The organism is Geothrix sp. 21YS21S-4 (assembly GCF_030845995.1).
In the GTDB taxonomy this organism is placed as follows: Bacteria; Acidobacteriota; Holophagae; order Holophagales; family Holophagaceae; genus Geothrix.
In genome coordinates this window covers 2,794,660-2,812,740 of record NZ_CP132719.1, presented here as the reverse complement: position 1 = coordinate 2,812,740, position 18,081 = coordinate 2,794,660, and the positions used below count along the sequence as shown (strand labels likewise).

Annotated in this window: 21 protein-coding genes; 14 read left to right on the top strand and 7 right to left on the bottom strand. The window is 68.9% G+C overall.

Translation table 11 applies throughout. From position 1 onward, the window contains the following. Positions 1-2: 2 nt before the first annotated feature. Positions 3-260, bottom strand: a complete 258-nt coding sequence (locus tag RAH39_RS12835) for an ApeE family acyl carrier protein (protein WP_306590520.1) — start codon at positions 258-260, stop codon at positions 3-5. A 164-nt stretch (positions 261-424) separates the two neighbouring features. On the opposite strand from RAH39_RS12835, the gene RAH39_RS12830 reads away from it, so the two are divergent. The 5 genes from RAH39_RS12830 (at position 425) to RAH39_RS12810 (ending at position 4,262) form a co-directional block, all read left to right on the top strand. Beyond that, on the top strand, positions 425-805 hold the full coding sequence (locus tag RAH39_RS12830) for an NADH-quinone oxidoreductase subunit A (RefSeq protein WP_306590519.1): 381 nt from the start codon (positions 425-427) through the stop codon (positions 803-805). A 1-nt stretch (position 806) separates the two neighbouring features. Continuing rightward, on the top strand, positions 807-1,415 hold the full coding sequence (locus RAH39_RS12825; RefSeq protein WP_373467330.1) for an NADH-quinone oxidoreductase subunit B: 609 nt from the start codon (positions 807-809) through the stop codon (positions 1,413-1,415). A 12-nt stretch (positions 1,416-1,427) separates the two neighbouring features. Then, entirely contained in the window at positions 1,428-1,916 is a 489-nt protein-coding gene (locus tag RAH39_RS12820) for an NADH-quinone oxidoreductase subunit C (protein ID WP_306590518.1), read from the top strand. A gap of 7 nt (positions 1,917-1,923) precedes the next feature. Next, the gene (gene nuoD, locus RAH39_RS12815) at positions 1,924-3,123 is read left to right on the top strand and encodes an NADH dehydrogenase (quinone) subunit D (RefSeq protein WP_373467367.1); all 1,200 of its coding nucleotides are present in this window, start codon (positions 1,924-1,926) and stop codon (positions 3,121-3,123) included. Positions 3,124-3,509: 386 nt separating this feature from the next. After that, positions 3,510-4,262, top strand: coding sequence for a flagellin family protein (locus RAH39_RS12810; RefSeq protein ID WP_306590516.1), 753 nt, complete (start codon positions 3,510-3,512; stop codon positions 4,260-4,262). 4 nt (positions 4,263-4,266) lie between these two features. On the opposite strand, the gene RAH39_RS12805 is transcribed toward RAH39_RS12810, so the two are convergent. Then, positions 4,267-4,755 (bottom strand): MarR family winged helix-turn-helix transcriptional regulator, encoded by a 489-nt coding sequence (locus tag RAH39_RS12805; RefSeq protein ID WP_306590515.1) that lies wholly within the window; start codon positions 4,753-4,755, stop codon positions 4,267-4,269. 116 nt (positions 4,756-4,871) lie between these two features. Here RAH39_RS12805 and RAH39_RS12800 point away from each other — a divergent pair, with 116 nt between their 5' ends. The 3 genes from RAH39_RS12800 to nuoF all read left to right on the top strand — a co-directional run bounded on the left by RAH39_RS12800 (position 4,872) and on the right by nuoF (position 7,512). After that, positions 4,872-5,462, top strand: coding sequence for a YceI family protein (locus RAH39_RS12800; protein WP_306590514.1), 591 nt, complete (start codon positions 4,872-4,874; stop codon positions 5,460-5,462). 94 nt (positions 5,463-5,556) lie between these two features. Then, a complete protein-coding gene (locus RAH39_RS12795; RefSeq protein WP_306590513.1) occupies positions 5,557-6,132 on the top strand; it encodes an NADH-quinone oxidoreductase subunit NuoE family protein in 576 nt (191 codons plus the stop codon). 9 nt (positions 6,133-6,141) lie between these two features. Next, the gene (nuoF, locus tag RAH39_RS12790; RefSeq protein ID WP_306590512.1) at positions 6,142-7,512 is read left to right on the top strand and encodes an NADH-quinone oxidoreductase subunit NuoF; all 1,371 of its coding nucleotides are present in this window, start codon (positions 6,142-6,144) and stop codon (positions 7,510-7,512) included. A gap of 59 nt (positions 7,513-7,571) precedes the next feature. On the opposite strand, the gene RAH39_RS12785 is transcribed toward nuoF, so the two are convergent. The 5 genes from RAH39_RS12785 to RAH39_RS12765 form a co-directional block, all read right to left on the bottom strand. Further along, positions 7,572-7,997: a nuclear transport factor 2 family protein gene (locus RAH39_RS12785; RefSeq protein WP_306590511.1), complete on the bottom strand. Its 426-nt coding sequence runs from the start codon at positions 7,995-7,997 to the stop codon at positions 7,572-7,574. A gap of 13 nt (positions 7,998-8,010) precedes the next feature. After that, positions 8,011-8,508, bottom strand: a complete 498-nt coding sequence (locus tag RAH39_RS12780; protein ID WP_306590510.1) for a hypothetical protein — start codon at positions 8,506-8,508, stop codon at positions 8,011-8,013. Positions 8,509-8,598: 90 nt separating this feature from the next. Then, on the bottom strand, positions 8,599-9,591 hold the full coding sequence (gene argF / locus RAH39_RS12775) for an ornithine carbamoyltransferase (protein ID WP_306590509.1): 993 nt from the start codon (positions 9,589-9,591) through the stop codon (positions 8,599-8,601). Between the two features lie 102 nt (positions 9,592-9,693). After that, complete coding sequence (locus RAH39_RS12770; protein ID WP_306590508.1) at positions 9,694-10,002, bottom strand: acyl-CoA carboxylase biotin carboxyl carrier protein subunit; 309 nt, start codon at positions 10,000-10,002, stop codon at positions 9,694-9,696. Positions 10,003-10,013: 11 nt separating this feature from the next. Further along, positions 10,014-11,537 (bottom strand): acyl-CoA carboxylase subunit beta, encoded by a 1,524-nt coding sequence (locus RAH39_RS12765; RefSeq protein ID WP_373467366.1) that lies wholly within the window; start codon positions 11,535-11,537, stop codon positions 10,014-10,016. 234 nt (positions 11,538-11,771) lie between these two features. On the opposite strand from RAH39_RS12765, the gene RAH39_RS12760 reads away from it, so the two are divergent. The 6 genes from RAH39_RS12760 to RAH39_RS12735 all read left to right on the top strand — a co-directional run bounded on the left by RAH39_RS12760 (position 11,772) and on the right by RAH39_RS12735 (position 18,079). Then, positions 11,772-12,200, top strand: coding sequence for a CBS domain-containing protein (locus RAH39_RS12760; RefSeq protein ID WP_306590506.1), 429 nt, complete (start codon positions 11,772-11,774; stop codon positions 12,198-12,200). A 142-nt stretch (positions 12,201-12,342) separates the two neighbouring features. Then, entirely contained in the window at positions 12,343-13,224 is an 882-nt protein-coding gene (locus RAH39_RS12755; protein ID WP_306590505.1) for a helix-turn-helix domain-containing protein, read from the top strand. Positions 13,225-13,308: 84 nt separating this feature from the next. Beyond that, positions 13,309-14,727 (top strand): heme anaerobic degradation radical SAM methyltransferase ChuW/HutW, encoded by a 1,419-nt coding sequence (gene hutW / locus RAH39_RS12750; RefSeq protein ID WP_306590504.1) that lies wholly within the window; start codon positions 13,309-13,311, stop codon positions 14,725-14,727. Further along, a complete protein-coding gene (locus tag RAH39_RS12745) occupies positions 14,724-16,766 on the top strand; it encodes a TonB-dependent receptor (protein WP_306590503.1) in 2,043 nt (680 codons plus the stop codon). Before hutW ends, RAH39_RS12745 begins: the two co-directional genes overlap by 4 nt. Positions 16,767-16,773: 7 nt before the next feature. Beyond that, entirely contained in the window at positions 16,774-17,328 is a 555-nt protein-coding gene (locus RAH39_RS12740; RefSeq protein WP_306590502.1) for an MptD family putative ECF transporter S component, read from the top strand. Then, positions 17,306-18,079 (top strand): energy-coupling factor transporter transmembrane component T family protein, encoded by a 774-nt coding sequence (locus RAH39_RS12735; RefSeq protein WP_306590501.1) that lies wholly within the window; start codon positions 17,306-17,308, stop codon positions 18,077-18,079. The genes RAH39_RS12740 and RAH39_RS12735 overlap by 23 nt, the downstream gene beginning before the upstream one ends. Positions 18,080-18,081 lie beyond the last annotated feature (2 nt).

Here is an 18,081-nt window from a genome sequence, read left to right as displayed (position 1 = left end):
CCTCAGGCCTTGGCGTGCTCGGCGATGAAGTCGGTCAGGGCCTGGACGGAGCGGAACGCCTTCAGGCCCGCGGCCTCGTCCTCGATCTTCACGCCGAAGCTCTGCTCGATGCCCAGGACCAGCTCCAGGGCGTCGATGGAGTCCAGGCCGAGGCCGTCGCCGAAGAGGGGAGCCTGGTCGTCGATCTGATCGGGCGTCATCCCCTCCAGCTTGAGGCGCTCGATGATCATCTCTTTGGCGCGCAGCTTGAGGTCGGTCATGGCGTTCCCGGCGAAAGGGTGGAGGTCACCCTCGATCCTAGCCGACGCGGGCGCCGGCTGGAGATTCTAGCCGGAAGGCCGGGGGCTTGTGATCTTGACCGGGGTCGCCGCTTCGCAAAGGGCGCTAAGCTGGACGCTCGCGGAACCCTCCGCCCGAGAGCGCCATGGCCCATCCCGCATCGCCCTTCCTCCCGGTCCTGATCCTTCTTGCGATCGCCGCCGTGACGGCCATCGCGATTCTCGTGCTGTCGGGCAAGGTGCTTCCGCTGCTGAAGCCCAACAATCCGCAGGAGGCGAAGCTGCGGCCCTACGAGTGCGGCGTTCCCGCGCAGCAGGACGGCGCCCGCCACAAGTACTCCGTGAAGTTCTACCTGACCGCGATGCTGTTCATCCTGTTCGACGTGGAAGCCGCGTTCCTGCTGCCCTGGGCCGTGAACTTCAAGCACGCTCTGTGGACCTTCGGCGCCATGCTGAGCTTCATGGCCACCCTGCTGGTGGGTTTCGTCTACGCCTGGGGCAAGGGCGCCTTCGAGTGGGAGCGCTGAGATGGCGGAACTGAACATCAACGACGCGGTCCTGACCACGCGCCTGGACGCGGTGGTCAACTGGGGCCGCAAGAACAGCCTGTGGCCCATGCCCTTCGGCGTGGCCTGCTGCGCCATCGAGTTCATGAGCATGATGTCGTCCCGCTACGACCTCAGCCGTTTCGGCGCCGAGGCCATGCGCTTCAGCCCGCGCCAGAGCGACATGATGCTGATCCTGGGCACCATCACCAACAAGATGGCGCCGGTCCTGCGCACCATCTACGCCCAGATGGCCGAGCCCAAGTGGGTGATCAGCGTGGGCGTGTGCGCGTCATCGGGCGGGATGTACCGCACCTACGCCACCCTCCAGGGCGCCGACCGGATCATCCCCGTGGACGTCTACGTCCCCGGCTGCCCGCCCCGGCCCGAGAGCATGATCTACGGCGTGATGAAGCTGCAGGAGAAGATCGAGAAGGAATCGCTCTCCATGCGCAAGGACCACATCGCCCGCTTCTACGAGAGCCTCGCGCGGCAGGAGGCCCTCCAGGAGAAGGAGGGGCTGACGGGCCAGCAGGCCATCCGCGAGATGCTGATGGGCGCCGCGGAGCGCGGCGCGGGCGCGATCTTCTAGGCGGGGCGGACCATGATCATCGAGCACATCGACGCGCAGCTCCCGGGAGCGGTGGCCGACCGCCACGCCTTCCGGGGCGACCAGACCGTGGTCGTGGCCAAGGACCGCCTGCTTTCCCTGGTGGAGCTGCTCCACCGCGAAGGGTTCCAGATGCTGGTGGATATCACGGCGGTGGACTGGCCGGAGCGCCAGCCCCGGTTCGACGTCGTCTACCACTGGCTGAACCTGGCCAGCCAGGAGCGCCTGCGGGTGAAGGTGCCCCTCGCCGAGGGCGAGGCGATTCCGACTCTCACCGCCCGCTTCAAGACCGCCGACTGGTTCGAGCGCGAGGTCTTCGACCTGTTCGGGATCGCCTTCGAGGGTCATCCCAACCTCAAGCGCCTCCTCACCTGGGACGACTTCCCGGGCCACCCCCTCCGCAAGGACTTCCCCCTCGATGGCGGGGATGCCTTCTGCATGGAGGGCTGCACGGCTCCCTACAACAACGGGCAGCGGGGCTGACATGACCATGGATTCCATCGCCCTTTCCCGGCAGCAGGCGGACGGCGACCGCATGATCGTCAACCTGGGCCCCTCCCATCCCACGACCCACGGGACCCTGCGCATCGTCCTCGAGCTGGAGGGCGAGACCATCGTCAAGGCCACGCCGGAGATGGGCTACCTCCACCGCGGCGTGGAGAAGCTGGGCGAGAGCCTCAGCTACCAGCAATTCATCCCCCTCACGGACCGCCTGAACTACTGCAGTTCGATCATGAACAACGTGGGCTACGCGGGCGCCGTGGAGAAGCTGATGGGGATCCAGATCCCCGTCCGCGCCCAGCAGATCCGCGTGCTGATGTCCGAGATCGCCCGCGTGGCCGACCACATCGTGTGCGTGGGCGTGAACGCCGTGGACATCGGCGCCTTCACCGCCTTCCTCTACCTCTTCCGCCAGCGCGAGACCGCCTACGACCTGTTCGAGATGGCCGCGGGCCAGCGCCTGCACACCAGCTTCACCCGCATCGGCGGCCTCTTCCGCGACATCCCCGAGGGTTTCGCCCCCCTGTGCGAGCGCTTCCTGGTGGAGTGCGAAGCGGCCATCGACGAGTGCGAGCGCCTCCTCACCCACAACCCCATCTGGTACAACCGCACCAAGGGCATCGGCGCCATCAGCCCCGAGGACGCGGTGAGCTGGGGCTACACGGGCCCCTGCCTGCGCGCCGCGGGCGTGCCCCACGACCTCCGCAAGGCCCAGCCCTACCTCGGCTACGAGACCTACGACTTCGACATCCCCGTGGGCACCACCGGCGACGTGTTCGACCGCTACCTGGTGCGGATCGAGGAGATGCGCCAGAGCCTGCGGATCATCCGCCAGGTGCTCGACCGCCTGGAGCCCGGCCCCATCATCGTGGATGACTACAAGGTGGCCCTTCCCCCCAAGGAGAAGGTCTACACGCGGATGGAAAGCCTCATCCACCACTTCAAGCTGATCATGCACGGGATCGAGATGCCCGTCGGCGAGGTCTACAGCGCCACCGAAGCCGCCAACGGCGAGCTGGGCTTCTACCTGGTCAGCGACGGCGGCAAGAACCCCTACCGCATCCGCGTCCGTCCCCCCTGCCTCCCCATCTTCAGCAGCTTCGAGGAGCAGGTGAAAGGCACCCTCATCGCCGACGCCGTCGCCGTCCTCGGCGCGATGAATATCATCGCGGGCGAGCTGGACCGTTGACGCGCCGAGGACGGCGGCCCGGGCGGGAGCCCGGCACCGTGGTGGGCGCGATGAGGCCGGAGCAGCAGCGGAGGCCGACCGTGCGCGAAGCGCATGGCCCCGCAGGGGCGAGGCCCAGGAAGGGCCGAGTCAGCATCATTGCGGGCGAGCTGGATCGCTGAAGCGCCCAGCACAGCGAGCGCGCGAAGCCTACGGCCGGAGCCGAACGGGAGCCCGCACCGCGTGCGATAGCGGGAGGGAGGCCCATCATGCGCAATGTGCAGGGCCGTGAGGGGGCCGAGCCAGTCGTGCGGCTCCGCTGAGCTCCTCCCGAAAGGCACCCGGCAGCTCCTGCGGAATTCGTGTTCCGGCGGCGGTCGGTGCCAGAATTGCCTCCAGGGAGCGTCATGGTCAGGTCCTTCCTCAATTCGGTGGCCATTCTGGGCGCTAGCCGCGAGGCGGGGGGCGCGGACGAAGGTCTGGACGGGATCCTGGAGGTCCTGGAGGCGGAGCGGGCCACCGAGGGGGGCACGGCGACCGGGCTGGAGGGGTGGCTGCGGCGGGTCGAGCAGGGACGGCGCAATGCGGGCGACGGCCTGCTGTTCCTGCGCGCGGCGGACGATGCGGCCCTCGAAGTGCGCGATCTGCTGACCCGGGGCGCGGAGCTGGCGGCGCTCCTGGCCGACGCCGCGGTTCCGGAGGACGGCTCTACCCGCCTCCGCCGGGCCGAGCACCAGATTCTCCTGCGGACGCTGGATGAGCTGGATGGGGGCACGACTTTCAACGGCACGCCCGTGTTCGGCGCCACGCTGGAGGTGGCTCTGGACCGGGCGGCACCCCTTCGTTTCGCCTTGGGCCGGGTGGACGCGCAGACGCTGCTGGGAACCCCGGGGACTCCGCAGGAGGAGCCCGCCCGCTTCCAGGAGGCGCTCGCCCGCGTGGCCGCGCTGAGAAGCGAGCTGACGGACATTCGGCGGCAGCTCATCCAGGCCTCGAACGTGTTGGGGGTCCGGGCGCAAAACACCCTCGCCGCGGGGGGAATCCGCACCAAGGTGACGGCCCGCGAGGCGGTGGCCCTGGCCCGCCTCCAGGTGCTGCACCACGCCGGCGTCCAGGCCTTCAGTCCGGCCAGCCCGTCGATCCTTCGCCTTCTGCAGTAGGAGGCTATTTCTCCAGGGCCTCCACCTGCGTCCGGAAGTCGTTCCGCAGGCGCTCCAGGAGGGACAGGAGCAGGTCCCGCTCGCCGGGTTCCAGGCACTCGTCCACCCGCTGGCAGAGGGCGTGGTGCTGGGTGTGCATCCGCGCCTCCAGGGCGAGCCCCTTGGGCGTGATCTGGACGCGGCTCCCGCGGCGGTCGGCGGGGTTCTCGCAGCGCTTCACCAGGCCCCGGGCCTCCAGGCGGTTCACCAGCCGGGGAACGTCGGCGAAGCGGTAGATCATCCGCGAGCGGAGGTCCTTCACCAGATAGCCGTCCCGGGGGCCGCCCTTGAGGATGCGGAGCAGGTTGAACTGCTGGTCCGAGATGTCCTCCCGCTCGTAGAGGGCCTGGTCGAACAGCCGCGCCACGTACTCCCGGGTGAGCAGCAGCGCCAGGGCCACCTCGTGGCCGGGCTCGAGGGGCTTGGTGATCTGGAGTTCTTCCCGGAGGTGCATTGCGATTCGCTCCCGCTTCAAAAGGGTGACACGATTTCTCCAAAAAAGGTGTTGCAACTTGTTAAAAACGGCCTAGGCTTGGTTGCATGGTGAAACACCTATTCCCTGGAGGTTCCATGCGCCACCCCTTCCGCGCCCTTCTCGCGCTCCTCTCGCTGGCCGCCCTGCCGGCCTTCGCCGCCGAGGACGTCTACAAGATCGATCCGGTGCACAGCGAAGTGAGCTTCAAGGTCGGTCACCTTCTGGCCAAGACCAGCGGCCGCTTCACCAAGTTCCAGGGAACGATCAAGGTGGACACCGCCGACCTCGCCAAGTCCAGCGTGGAGGTGTCCATCGACGCCGCCAGCATCACCACCGACAACGAGGCCCGGGACAAGCACCTGAAGTCCCCCGATTTCTTCGACGTGGAGAAGTTCCCCATCATCACGTTCAAGAGCACCGCCGTGAAGGAAGTGAGCAAGGGCAAGCTGGAGGTCACCGGGGACTTCACGCTGCACGGCGTGACCAAGCGGATCACCTTCCCCATCAGCAACGCCGGCACCCAGCCTGGGATGCAGCCGGGCTCCGTGGTGGCGGGCTTCGTGGACGGCGCCCTCACCCTCAACCGGAACGAATACGGCATCAAGACCTATCCCGGCGTCATCGGCGAGACGGTTTCCGTGAGCCTGAACGTCGAGGCGGGCAAGGCCGGCGCCGCGCAGAAGTAAACCGCATCCCGCGTTTCGTGATGGGGGGCACCCGCTTTGGCCGGGTGCCCCCCATTCCCTTTGGGCTAAACTGGCCCCACCTGCGAGCGTGCCCATGAATCACCCTCTGCCTCCCGACATGTCGAACGAGCCCCTGGCCCCCGGCCAGCGGTTGCCCGAATCCGAGCGCAAGGAATTCAGCCCGGAGGCCGTCGCCGAGATCCAGGCCATCGCGGCCAAGTTTCCCGACAAGCTGGCGGCCACGCTGCCCGCCCTGCACATCGCCCAGCGGGAATTCGGGTTCGTCAGCCTCGCCGCGATGAAGGCCGTCGCGCGGGCCATCGGCATCCCCGAGAGCCACGTGTTCGGCGTCGCCACCTTCTACACGATGTATCAGAAGGCGCCCGTGGGGCGCTTCCACTTCCAGGTCTGCACCAACATCAGCTGCGCCCTCCGCGGCGCGGCCCAGCTCCTGGAGAAGGTCTGCGAGAAGGCCGGCGTCCAGCCGGGTCACGGCCCGAGTCCCGACGGGATGTGGAGCGTAGAGGAAGCGGAGTGCCTGGCGGGCTGCGGCAGCGGTCCCTGCGTCCAGGTGAACCACGACGTCTACGACGAGTTCGTGGACGAGGCGAAGCTCGTCGAAGTCATGGAAGCCTGCAAGCGGGGCGAGTACCGCCCCTGGGCGCAGTAGGGGGAATCGATGGCCGCCATCCGCACCAAGCCCGATCCCCAGATCTACACCTTCCCCGGCTTCGGATCGGACAAGTACCCGAATCTGATGCTCCGCGGCGCCGGCGACCTGGACAACTGGCACCTCAAGGTCTACGAGCAGAAGCACGAGGGCTACGCCGCGATGAAGGCCGCCCTGAAGCTGGAGCCCACTGCGGTGGTCGAGGAGGTCAAGGCCTCCGGCATCCGGGGCCGCGGCGGCGCGGGCTTCCCCTGCGGGTTGAAGTGGTCCTTCATGCCCAAGGACACGGCCGACCGGAAATTCACCCGCTACCTGGTCTGCAACGGGGACGAAGGCGAGCCCGGCACCTTCAAGGACCGCGCCATCCTCGAGTACAACCCCCACCAGCTGATCGAGGGGATGATCATCGGCGGCTGGGCCATGCAGTGCGCCATGGGCTTCGTCTACATCCGCGGCGAGTTCCTGTGGCTGATCGAGAAGCTGGAGGCCGCCCTCCAGCAGGCCCGCGATGCCGGCTACCTCGGCAAGAACATCCTCGGCACGGGCTGGGACTACGACATCCTCGTCTACCGCGGCGCGGGCGCCTACATCTGCGGGGAGGAGACGGCGCTGCTGAACTCCCTGGAGGGCCGCCGCGGCGAGCCCCGCGTCAAGCCGCCGTTCCCGGCCGCCAAGGGCGCCTTCGGCCAGCCCACCACCGTGAACAACGTGGAGACCCTCGCGGCCGTCCCGCCGATCCTCCGGATGGGCGGCGCGGAGTACGCCAAGCTGGGCACGCCCAAGAACACGGGCACGCGGATCTACGGCGTCAGCGGGCACGTCAAGCGCCCCGGCCTGTTCGAGCTGCCCCTGGGCACGCCCATGGACTTCGTCGTGAACGAGCTGGCGGGCGGTTCCAGCACCGGCAAGAAGATCAAGGCGATCATCCCCGGCGGCGCCAGCGCGCCCATGTTCGACGAGAAGGACTTCGACTGCCCCCTCGACTTCGACACGGTCAAGGCGCGGGGCTCCATGGCCGGCTCCGGTGGGCTCATCGTGATGGACGAGGACATCTGCATGGTGCAGGCCACGCTACGCCTCATCCGCTTCTACGCCCACGAGAGCTGCGGCCAGTGCACGCCCTGCCGCGAGGGCTGCAACTGGATGAGCATGATCCTGCACCGCATCGAGCACGGCGAGGGCCGCATGGAGGACCTGGACCTCCTCGCCACTCTGACCCCGCGGATCGGACTGCGGACGCTGTGCCCCCTGGGCGACGCCGCCTGCGGCCCCATGGATTCCGCGCTCCAGAAGTTCCGCCACGAGTTCGAACACCACATCACCCACAAGACCTGCTACGCCCACGGCGCGCAGCTGCTGTCCAAGGCAGGGGCGCACTAGCGCCTACGGGTTCACTGGCGGGGAGGATCGCCCTCCCCGCCTTTCGCGTACCGGCGGCTTCAGCGCTTGCCCGCAGCCAGGGAGTAGGCGCGGATGCGGTGGTCCTTCATCTCGAAGATCCAGGTGCGGGCCCATAGGGTATCGGTCTGGACGGTCACGCGGGCGTGGACGGCGCCCCGCACCACCGTCACGGAGCCCACTTCCACGCGGAGGTCGGGGTGCTTCCGGAAGGTGTCCTGGAAGAACGCCCGGATCTGCGGCTTGGCCAAGGGGGCGCCGGATCCGCGGAAGACGGCGTCCTCATCCAATTGGGCCATCATCCCGTCCAGATCCCGGCGGCCGTAGGCGTCGAGGAAGGCCAGGACGGTGCGCGCGTCGGGCGAGGCGGGCGCGGGTTGGGGAACGGGCGAAGGGGAGGGCGCCGGCCGGCAGGCGAAGAGGGCCGCCAGCGCAGGGAAAACGGCGAGCCGCGCGACGCGCTTCATGGGCGCTGAAGGCTCAGCGGCCGAACTGGATGGCGTAGGTCAGCGGCTTGGGCAGCTTGGCGCTCTTGATGGTGGCGGTGAGGGTGAGGGACTTGCCGTCGGGGCCCAGCTTGAAGACGTTGGTGCGCTCGCCTTCGTTGTTCTTGAAGGTCTGGATGAGCTGGTCCCCGGAGACCTGGGCGGACACCATGAACGTGTCGCCGTCCTCGCGGGTCCAGGGCGAAGCCGCCCCGCCGGGGAGCATGTGGATGGGCGCCCGGTCGTCGAACTTCACGTCCACGCCGCCGGCGGACACGGCGAGGGCCAGCTTCCTGTAGGCGGGGTTCAGCTTGGTCAGGCGCGCGCGGGCGATGGGCCGCGTGATGAAGCTCATGTCCGCCACGGTGGTGTTGATGGCGGCGGGGATGTCGTCGGCCTTCGTCTGGGTCCACGCGCCGTTGAGCGCGGAGTCCTGGGCGGCCAGGGACAGGACCGGGAGCATCGGGATGAGGAACAGCCTGGCTGCGCGCATGGGGGCTCCTGGGATGGGGTGGCCCCCACCATAGCACCCCCCGACGAAAACGGCCCCGAAGGGCCGCGTCCGCAGGGAAAGACGGCCTCCCTATCCGATGGTGGCCACCATGACGGCCTTGATGGTGTGCATGCGGTTCTCGGCCTCGTCGAAGACGACGCTGTGGCGGCTGCGGAAGACCTCGTCGGTGACTTCGCGGATGTCGTGGCCCAGGGCCTTCTGCTCCTTGGCGAGCTTGGTCTCGAAGTCGTGGAAGGCGGGCAGGCAGTGGAGGAACTTCACGTCGGGATTGCCGGTCCTCCGGATCATCTCCATCGTGACCTTGAAGGGCGTGAGCAGCCTCACGCGCTCGGGGATCTGGTCCTCCTCGCCCATGCTGGCCCACACGTCCGTGTAGAGCACGTCGGCGTCCTTCACCGCGGCGTCCACGTCGTCCGTGACTTCAATGACGGCGCCGGTGAGCTTTGCGGCCTCCCGGGCGGCTTCCAGCACTTTGGGATCCGGCGCCAGGGCCTTGGGCCCGAGGGCCACCACGTGCATGCCCGTCTTGGCGGCGCCGTACATCAGGGCGTAGCTCATGTTGTTGCGGATGTCGCCGCAGAAGACCAGCTTCACCTTGTTCAGGGGCTTGGCGACGTGCTCTTCGATCGTGAGGAAGTCCGCCAGGATTTGCGTGGGGTGGTCCACGTCCGTGAGCCCGTTCCACACGGGCACGCCGCTGTGCTGGGCCAGGGCCTCCACCACCTCCTGCTTGAATCCCCGGTACTCGATGCCGTCGTAGAAGCGGCCCAGGACCTTGGCGCTGTCCTCAATGGATTCCTTCTTCCCCACCTGGGAGCTGGCGGAATCCAGGAAGGTGACGTTGGCGCCCTCTTCCATGGCCCCGACCTCGAAGGCGCAGCGGGTGCGGGTGCTGGTCTTCTCGAACAGCAGCACGATGCTCTTGCCCTTGAGCAGCCCGCCGGAGATGCCCATCCGCTTCTTGGCCTTCAGGTCGCGCGACAGGTCCAGGAGGTAGCGCACCTCCTCCGGCGTGAAGTCCATCAGGGTGAGAAAGCTGCGCCCCTTCAAATTGACGGCCATGGTGCCCTCCGATGCGAATGCAGGGCCAGCGTAGCGCCGGGTCCGCGTCCCGCGGCCTCCAAACGGCGCGGCCGCCCCGGGAATTGACAGAGTGTCAGGCCCCTATTCGAAGGTGAGCAGCGCCTGGCCCTTCGCCACGGTGTCGCCCGCGGCCACGTGGACGGCGGCGATGGTGCCGTCATGGGACGCGGTGATGGAGTTCCGCATCTTCATGGCTTCGAGGACGAGAAGGCTCTGCCCGCGCCGGACCGGATCCCCCGGGGCGACGAGCAGATCCAGGACGAGGCCCGGGATCACCGCGCCCAGGTATTTCGGATCCTTGGGCACGTAGGGCTTCCGGAGGGCGAACTTCCGGGTGAGGGTGGTCTCGTACAGGGTGCCGTCGAGTTCCAGGGTGTGGCGTGCGGTCATGGGGCCTCGGCTCAGAAGGGCGGGACGCCGTGCTTCCGGGCGGGCCGCTGCTCGGCCTTCTGCTCGGAGATCTCCAGGGCGTGGAGAAGGAAGTCGCGGGTCTGGTGCGGGGCGATGACGGCGTCCACGTGCCCGTTGGCGGCGGCCACGTAGGGGCTGGCGAACTTCTCGGTGTACTCGTGGACCTTCTCTTTGCGGAACGCCTCCGGATCCGCCGCGGCGGCGATCTCGCCCTTGAAGATGATGTTGGCGGCGCCCTCGGGGCCCATCACGGCGATCTCCGCGCAGGGCCAGGCGAACACGAAGTCGGCGCCCAGGTGGCGCGAGCACATGGCGATGTAGCCGCCGCCGTAGGCCTTGCGGAGGATCACCGTGAGCTTGGGGACGGTGGCCTCGCTATAGGCGTAGAGCAGCTTCGCGCCGTGGCGGATGACGCCGGCATGCTCCTGGTCGATGCCCGGAAGGTAGCCCGGCAGGTCCACGAAGGTCACGAGGGGGATGTTGAAGGCGTCGCAGAAGCGGATGAACCGGGCGGCCTTGTCCGAGCTGTCCACGTCCAGGACCCCGGCCAGGACCATGGGCTGGTTCGCCACCATGCCCACCGTGCGCCCGCCCATGCGGGCGAAGCCCACCACGATGTTGGCCGCCCACAGGGCCTGGACCTCCATGAAGTCCGACCCGTCGCACACGGCCCGCAGCACGTCGCGCACGTCGTAGGGGCGGTTGGATTCCGCGGGGATGATCCGCTCCAGCTCCGACCCGTCCGCGGGGGGCACCGGGCCGAAGGCGTCGGCCTTCTTGCGGTTGTTCCAGGGGATGTAGGTCACCAGCCGCTTCACCTGCTCGAAGCACTCGGCCTCGCTCTCGGCGAAGAAGTGGGCGTTGCCCGAGATCTCGGACTGCACCCGGGCGCCGCCCAGGTCCTCCATGGAGATCTCCTCGCCGAGCACGGTCTTGATGACCTCGGGGCCGGTGATGAACATCTTGGAGATCCGGTCCACCACGAACACGAAGTCCGTCAGGGCGGGGGAATACACGGCGCCGCCCGCGCAGGGGCCCAGGATGATGGAGATCTGGGGGATGACGCCCGAGGCCAGGGTGTTGCGGTAGAAGATCTCGCCGTAGCCGGCCAGGGAGTTGACCCCCTCCTGGATCCGCGCCCCGCCGGAATCGTTGATCCCGATGAGCGGGATGCCCAGCTTCACCGCGTGATCCATGATCTTGGTGATCTTCCGGGCGTGGGCTAGGCCCAGGGAGCCGCCCGCCACGGTGAAATCCTGGGCGTAGATGGCCACCGGGTGGCCCAGGATCGTGCCCGTTCCGGTGATGACGCCGTCGCCGGGGAGCTGCTTCTTCTCCATCCCGAAGTCGGAGCACTTGTGCTCCACGAACAGATCGTATTCGTGGAAGGAACCGGCATCGAGGATGGCCGTGATCCGCTCCCGGGCCAGCAGCTTGCCCTGGGCGGCCTGCTTCCGGGCAGCCTCGGGGTGGGGCTCCGTGGCTTCCGCGTGCTTCCGGGCGTGGGCTTTCATCTTGCGGGGCAGGGACATCGGCACATCCTCGGCAGAGCCCGGGAGCGGTCGAGGCCTGGGCGGGCCCCCGGAAAGACGACCATTACATCAAGAAAATCCGATCCGGGAGAAGAGCTTGCGGCATCCGTCACGGTTCCCCACACTCCCTTCGCGCATTCCCCCTTCCGCCCCCGCCGCCCTGGCCGTATGGTCAGGGCCAGACCCCCCATCGATACCGTTCGCGAGGAGACGCCCATGAGGCCCCTGAAACAGATCCTGGATGGCAAGCGCCCCCTGGTGTCCGTGGGGCCCGACGATTCGGTCTTCACCGCCCTCTCCCAGCTGGCGGATCACGACATCGGGGCCCTGGTGGTCCTGGACGGGAACAAGCTGGTGGGTATCTTCTCCGAGCGGGACTACGCCCGGAAGGTGATCCTCAAGGGCAAGACCTCCAAGGACACGCCCGTGCGGGAGATCATGAGCGACCAGGTGAGCTGCGTCACCCCCGCCCAGACGGTGGAGGAGTGCATGGCCCTGATGACGGACAAGCACATCCGGCACCTCCCCGTCCTGGGGCCGAACCAGGAGGTGCTGGGCATCCTGTCCATCGGGGACCTGGTGAAGGAGACCATCTCCGAGCAGACCTTCACCATCGAGCAGCTGGTCTACTACATCCGGAACTGAGAAGGGCCCCGCCCGGCGGCGGAGGTTTTGGAGTCTTGCATCCGTTTTAGGGATGCGTACTATCGAGACTGTGTCTCAGTATCTAGAAATCCTCCGCCCTCACCCTCTGGCCGCCGGCCGTTCGTTCGCGGGCCGGTGACCGGTGCCGGCGCTCCTTGAGGCCCGTTCCCCGGAGCGGTCGTCCTCCGCGGGAGCCCTGGCTCCCCTGCTGCGGGGACGGGAGGCGTCCGTGGAGACGCTCCTCCTGGACCTGCGGCTGGGCCGGGCGCGGCTGAAGGAAGTCGGCCCTTCCGGGCTGGCCCTCGCCAATCCCAATCCCGGCCTGCTCCTGGTGCCCTGGGAGGGCCGCTTCTCCGTGGCGCTGCCGGGCGAGCCGCCCCGGCCCATCCACTCGCAGCTCTGGTTCTGGTGCGGCCAGGACCAGGCCTTCACCCTGGGGCTGCCGGCGGAGGGCGAGCTGGTGTGGTTCCAGGTGCCGGCGGGACTTCCCGGCTTCTGCCCGCTGTTCTCCCACCGCAGCCGGACCGTGGCCTGCGCCGCGCCCATCTTTCCGGTGCTGGACCTGCTCCAGGCCTGCCGGCTGGATCCGGAACTCCGGCGGGTGGCGCTGTTCGGGCGGAGCCTCGACCTGCTGGCCCACGTCTTCCAGTACCAGCAGGATCCCGCACCGGGCGGGGACGATGCGGCCCGAGTCGCCCAGGCGCGGCGCATCCTTCTGGAGCGGATGACGGATCCGCCCACCATTCCCCAGCTCGCCGGCCAGAGCGGGCTGAACGAGTGCAAGCTGAAGGCCCTGTTCAAGCGCACCTACGGCTTCACGGTCCACGGCTTCGTGAAGGAGCAGCGCCTCCGGCGGGCCCAGGTCCTGCTGAACGCCGGGATGCAGGTCAGCGAAGTCGCCTGGGCCGTGGGTTGGGAGAACTGCGGGCACTTCGCGCGGGCCTTCCGGGAGCGCTTCGGCTGCCTCCCCTCCCGTTTGGAGCAGCATTCCTCCGGCCCGGAGCAGCGGGGCGGGTTTGAATAATAGATACTGAGACGCGATCTTAATTTTGAGGCGCTTTTCCGGACGCGGCTTCCCGCCCCGGCCGGGAGACCTTCGCACCGAGGAATGTCCACCATGACCAGCCAAGGGGCCCTCATGCCTCCTGGGCGGCCTTCGCCCGCTCCCGCGGACGGGCCCTCCGCCTTCTTCGCCCGGGAGGGCGCCGATCCGCTCCGGTTCGCCTTCGACCGGAAGACCGGTATCCACGCCGGACTGGGGGCCGGACCCGTGGCGCCAGACGCCGCGGAGGCCCACCTGGCGGAACTCCTCCAGACGCCCCGCACCGGCCCCACCGCGGCCTATTTCCACATCCCCTTCTGCTCGACTCGCTGCACCTACTGCGGCTTCTTCTCCCGGTTCACCCAGGGCGGGGACAGCGCCCTCTACACGGACGCCCTCATCCGGGAGCTGCGGGCCACGGCCGGAACGCCCGCCGTGGCGTCCGGTCCCGTCCACGCCGTCTACCTGGGCGGCGGGACGCCCACCGACCTGGAACCGCCGGACCTTCTCCGCCTGCTGCGGGCCATCCGCGCGGAGCTGCCCCTGGCCAACGACTGCGAGATCACCCTGGAGGGCCGCGTTCACGGGATGAACGAAGCCCTCCTCGGGGCGGCGTTGGAGGGCGGCGCGAACCGTTTCTCCATCGGCGTCCAGAGCTTCGACACCCGCGGCCGCCGACTGGTGGGCCGCCTGGACGACCGCGAAACCGTTCTGGAGACCCTCGCCCGGCTGGCGGCGCCGGATCAGGCGTCGGTGGTGATCGACCTCGTCTACGGGTTCCCCGGCCAGACCGTGGCCTCCTGGGTGGAGGACGTGCGGACCCTGGAGCGCCTGCCCCTGGACGGCGTGGACCTCTACCAGCTGAACGTCCTGCCCCACACCACCCTGGCCCGGATGATCGCCGAGGGCCGCTGCGAGCCCGCGGCCTCGCTACCCGAGCAGGCCGAGATGTTCAGCGCCGGGGTGGACGCCATGGAGGCCATGGCCTGGAGCCGGCTCTCCGTCTGCCACTGGCGCGCCACGTCCCGCGAGCGGAGCCTCTACAACCGCCTCGTGAAGGGCGGCGCGACGATTCTGCCCTACGGCTGCGGCGCGGGCGGCAACCTCCACGGCCACGGGATCATGCACACCCGCGAATTCGGCCGCTACCTGGAGCGGGTGGAGGCGGGCCGCTCCCCGGTGGCCATGATGACCCGGCCCTCGCCCCTCCGCGTCCTGGCGGCGCGCATCGCGGACGGGTGCGACCTGGGCCGCCTGGAGGTCGCCCGCCTGGACGCCTGGGCGGGCGAGCCCGTGGCCGCCCGCGTCCAGCCCCTCCTCGACCAGTGGACCCGCTGCGGCCTGCTGGAGCTCCGCGACGGCTGGGCCCGCCTCACCCGCGCGGGCGAGTTCTGGCAAGTGAACCTCGCCCAGGGGCTGGTGGACGCCTGCCGGGCGCTCGTCCCCTCTCCCGTTTCCGTTCCTCCCAAGGAGTTCGCCTCATGAACCGCATCGCCCTTTTCCTCGCCGCCCTCGGCTCCGCCTCCGCGGCTTTCGCCGACGCCCCGGACGAGGTCCAGCTCAAGGAAGTCCGCGTCACCGCCACCAAGGTGGAGCGCAGCCTTCAGGAAGTTCCCCATTCCGTGGGCGTCGTCGAGAGGGAGGAGATCCTCCGGAAGGGGACCACGTCCATCGCCGACCTGCTGCGCGACATCCCGGGCGTGCAGGTGGAGGACGGCGCCGTTCCCGGCCAGAAGCGCATCGGCCTCCGCGGCGAATCCGCCGCCCGGGTCCTGCTGCTGATCGACGGGCAGCGGGTCTCCGAGCAGAAGTCCATGTCCGGCGCCGTGTTCCTGGTGGATCCCTCCATCGTGGAGCGGATCGAGGTGATCAAGGGGCCCGCTTCGGTGCTGTACGGATCCGAGGCCATCGCCGGGGTGGTGAACATCATCACCCGCAAGGGCGCCCAGGTGCCCCTGGAGCTGGAGGCCGGGACCACCTACGACAGCGCCACCGACGGCTGGAAGGGCCACCTGATGGCCTCGGGCCGCATCCAGGGCTTCAGCTACAACGTGTCCGGCTACCGCTCCAACCAGGGCGACCGCCGCACGCCCGACGGCGTGGCCGCGGACACCTCCTTCCAGGAGAAGGGCGGGCGCCTCTACGTGGAACAGGCCTGGGAGCGGCTGACCCTCTTCGCCAGCGCCGAGACCCACATCAGCGACCTGCGGGTGTTCACGCCGGACGGCGTGATCTCCGCCGCGATTCCCTACTTCCACCAGGACCTGCCCGAATGGTCCCGGAAGAAGACGTCCCTGGGGACGATCTGGCGCCCTGCCGCGGGCGCCCTCGCGAAGCTGTCGGCGGACGTCTACCACCAGACGACCTACAAGGACTTCTTCATGGACATGGACATCCAGGCCGGGCCCGGCATGACCGTCCAGACCCGCAACCGCACCCAGAACGACCTGGATTCCGACGGCCTCCACCTCCAGTCGGACTGGGCGCTGCCCGGCGGCCACTACCTGATCGCGGGCTTCGAGGGGAGCCGCGACCGGCTGGGGGCCGACGAGACCCGCCGCTCTCGGATGCTCCCGATGATGCCGGCGTTCTCGCTGTCGAAGTACCGCGACGAGGCGGAAGCCACCGTCACCGCCCTGTTCGTCCAGGACGAGTGGCAGCCCGTGAACGGCCTCACCTTCACCGGCGGCCTCCGCCAGACCTGGGTGAAGACCGAGCTGGAGAAGACGACGGATCCCACCCTCAAGGTGGCCTCGAACCGGGACCAGAACCTGGTGGGCTCCCTGGGCGTGGCGTGGAAGGTGGCGGCGCCGTCCACCCTGCGGCTGAACGTCTCCCAGGGCTACCGCTTCGCCACCCTCCAGCAGCTCTACATGGGCACGGTCCACGGCAGCTCCAGCCCCACCTTCGGGAACCCGGACCTGAAGCCCGAGACCTCCCGCAGCGTGGAGCTGGGCTGGCGCACCAACACGGACCGCGCCGCCGTGGACGTGGCGCTGTTCCGCAGCGAGAACCGCGACTACATCACCACCCTGCTGTCGCCCACGCCCACCTATCCCAATGCGCTCCAGTTCCGGAACGTGGACCGGGCCACCAGCCAGGGGCTGGAAGCGGCCGCCACGCTCCAGGCCACGCCCCACCTGAGCCCCTACACCAGCTTCACGTGGCTTCGCCGCCGGTTCGAATCCACGGGCTTCACCACCTGGAAGACGGGCTCGCCGTCGTTCCTGGGCCAGGCGGGCCTCCGCTACGAATCCGCGGCGCGGACGGGCTTGGGATTCCACGCCGACGCCTTCCTGCGCTTCGCCGACCGGGCGGACCTGGCGTCCTCCAACGGCACGGTGGAGGCGGTGCCCGGGTGGACCATCCTGAACCTGTCCACGGGCCTCCACTTCGGCGCCCACGGCCAGCACCAGGTGGCCGTCAACCTCCAGAACCTGCTGGACCGCAGCTACCGCACGGCCTTCGAGACCGTGCTGATGGCGGGGCGCAGCGTGTCCGTCAGCCTCCGCTCCACGTTCTGAGGCCGCCGTGGAAACTCTCGCTCAGCCCAAGCCCGCCTACTGGGAAGTCCGCGAACTCGTGGTGATCGGCACCTTCGCCGCCGTGGTCAAGGTGTCGAGCCTGGTGGTGGCCCTCCTGGGCGGAGGGATGAACCCCCTCACCCTGATCCTCAAGAACCTCGTGTTCACCAGCCTCCTGTTCATCCTGCTGTGCAAGGTCCGCAAGCCGGGCGCCCTGATGGTGTTCCTGGTGGTCAGCGCGCTCCTGTCCGTGATGCTGCTGGGCGCCGGCCTGATGCTGATTCCCGCCTCCCTCGTCGCGGGCGCGGTGGCGGAACTGGCGATGCTGGCCCTCCGCCGCCTGGGCTCCACCTGGGTCATCCTGCTCGGCGTCGCGCTCTACGACCTGGTGTCGAAATCGCTCTCCCTGGCCGTGTCCTGGGCCGTGGTGAGGGAGCAGCCGCAGGTCCTGGTGATGAGCGCCGCGATCATCGCCATCGGCTACCTCGGCTCCCTCCTGGGGCTGGTGGCGGGGCTGGGCTTTCTGAAGGAGCTGCGCCATGCGGGCATCGTTCACGTCTAGCGACGGGCCGCTCACGCCCCTGCACCGCCTGGACGTGCGGACCAAGATGCTGCTCAGCCTCGCCTGCTCCGTGGCCGTCATCGCCCTCGGCAGCCCCGCCGCGCTCGGGCTGCTGGCGGCGGCCACCGGCACCTACCTGGCGCTGACGCGCCGCTGGCGGATCATCCTCGTGGCCCACGCGGGGGTGCTTGCTGTGTGGCTGCTGGCGCTGGGCTTCACGATGCTCCTGCGCAAGGTGAGTCCGCAGCTGGGCCGGAGCGACGGGGCCAGCCTCGGCGTCCCCTTCCTGCGGATCCTGATCCTGCTCCACGCCCTGCTGGCCCTGGCGCTGACCTCGCGGATCCAGGGCATACTCACGGCCCTCAAGTCGCTGCGGCTGCCGTACTGGATCTACATCCCCGCCGCGATCATGGTGCGGTTCATCCCCTCGCTGGTGGAGGACCTCCGCCAGGTGGCGGAAGCGGCCCGGATCCGCGGCCTGCCGCTGAACCCCGCCGCGCTCCTCCGGCGGCCGTGGCGGAGCGTGCGCGTGTTCTTCGTCCCGATGCTCTTCCGGGCGCTGCGGACGGCGGACGAGTTGGGCGTCGCCGCGGAGCTGAAGGGCGTCCACGCGCGCAGCGTCCTGTCGCCCTACCGCCAGGGGCGCTTCCGGCGGCTGGACGTCGCCGCCCTCGGCCTCTCCCTGGGCCTGCTGGCCGCCACCTTCGTGGTGAATGCGCGCACGCCCCACCAGCCCGTCGTGAGGCACTGACC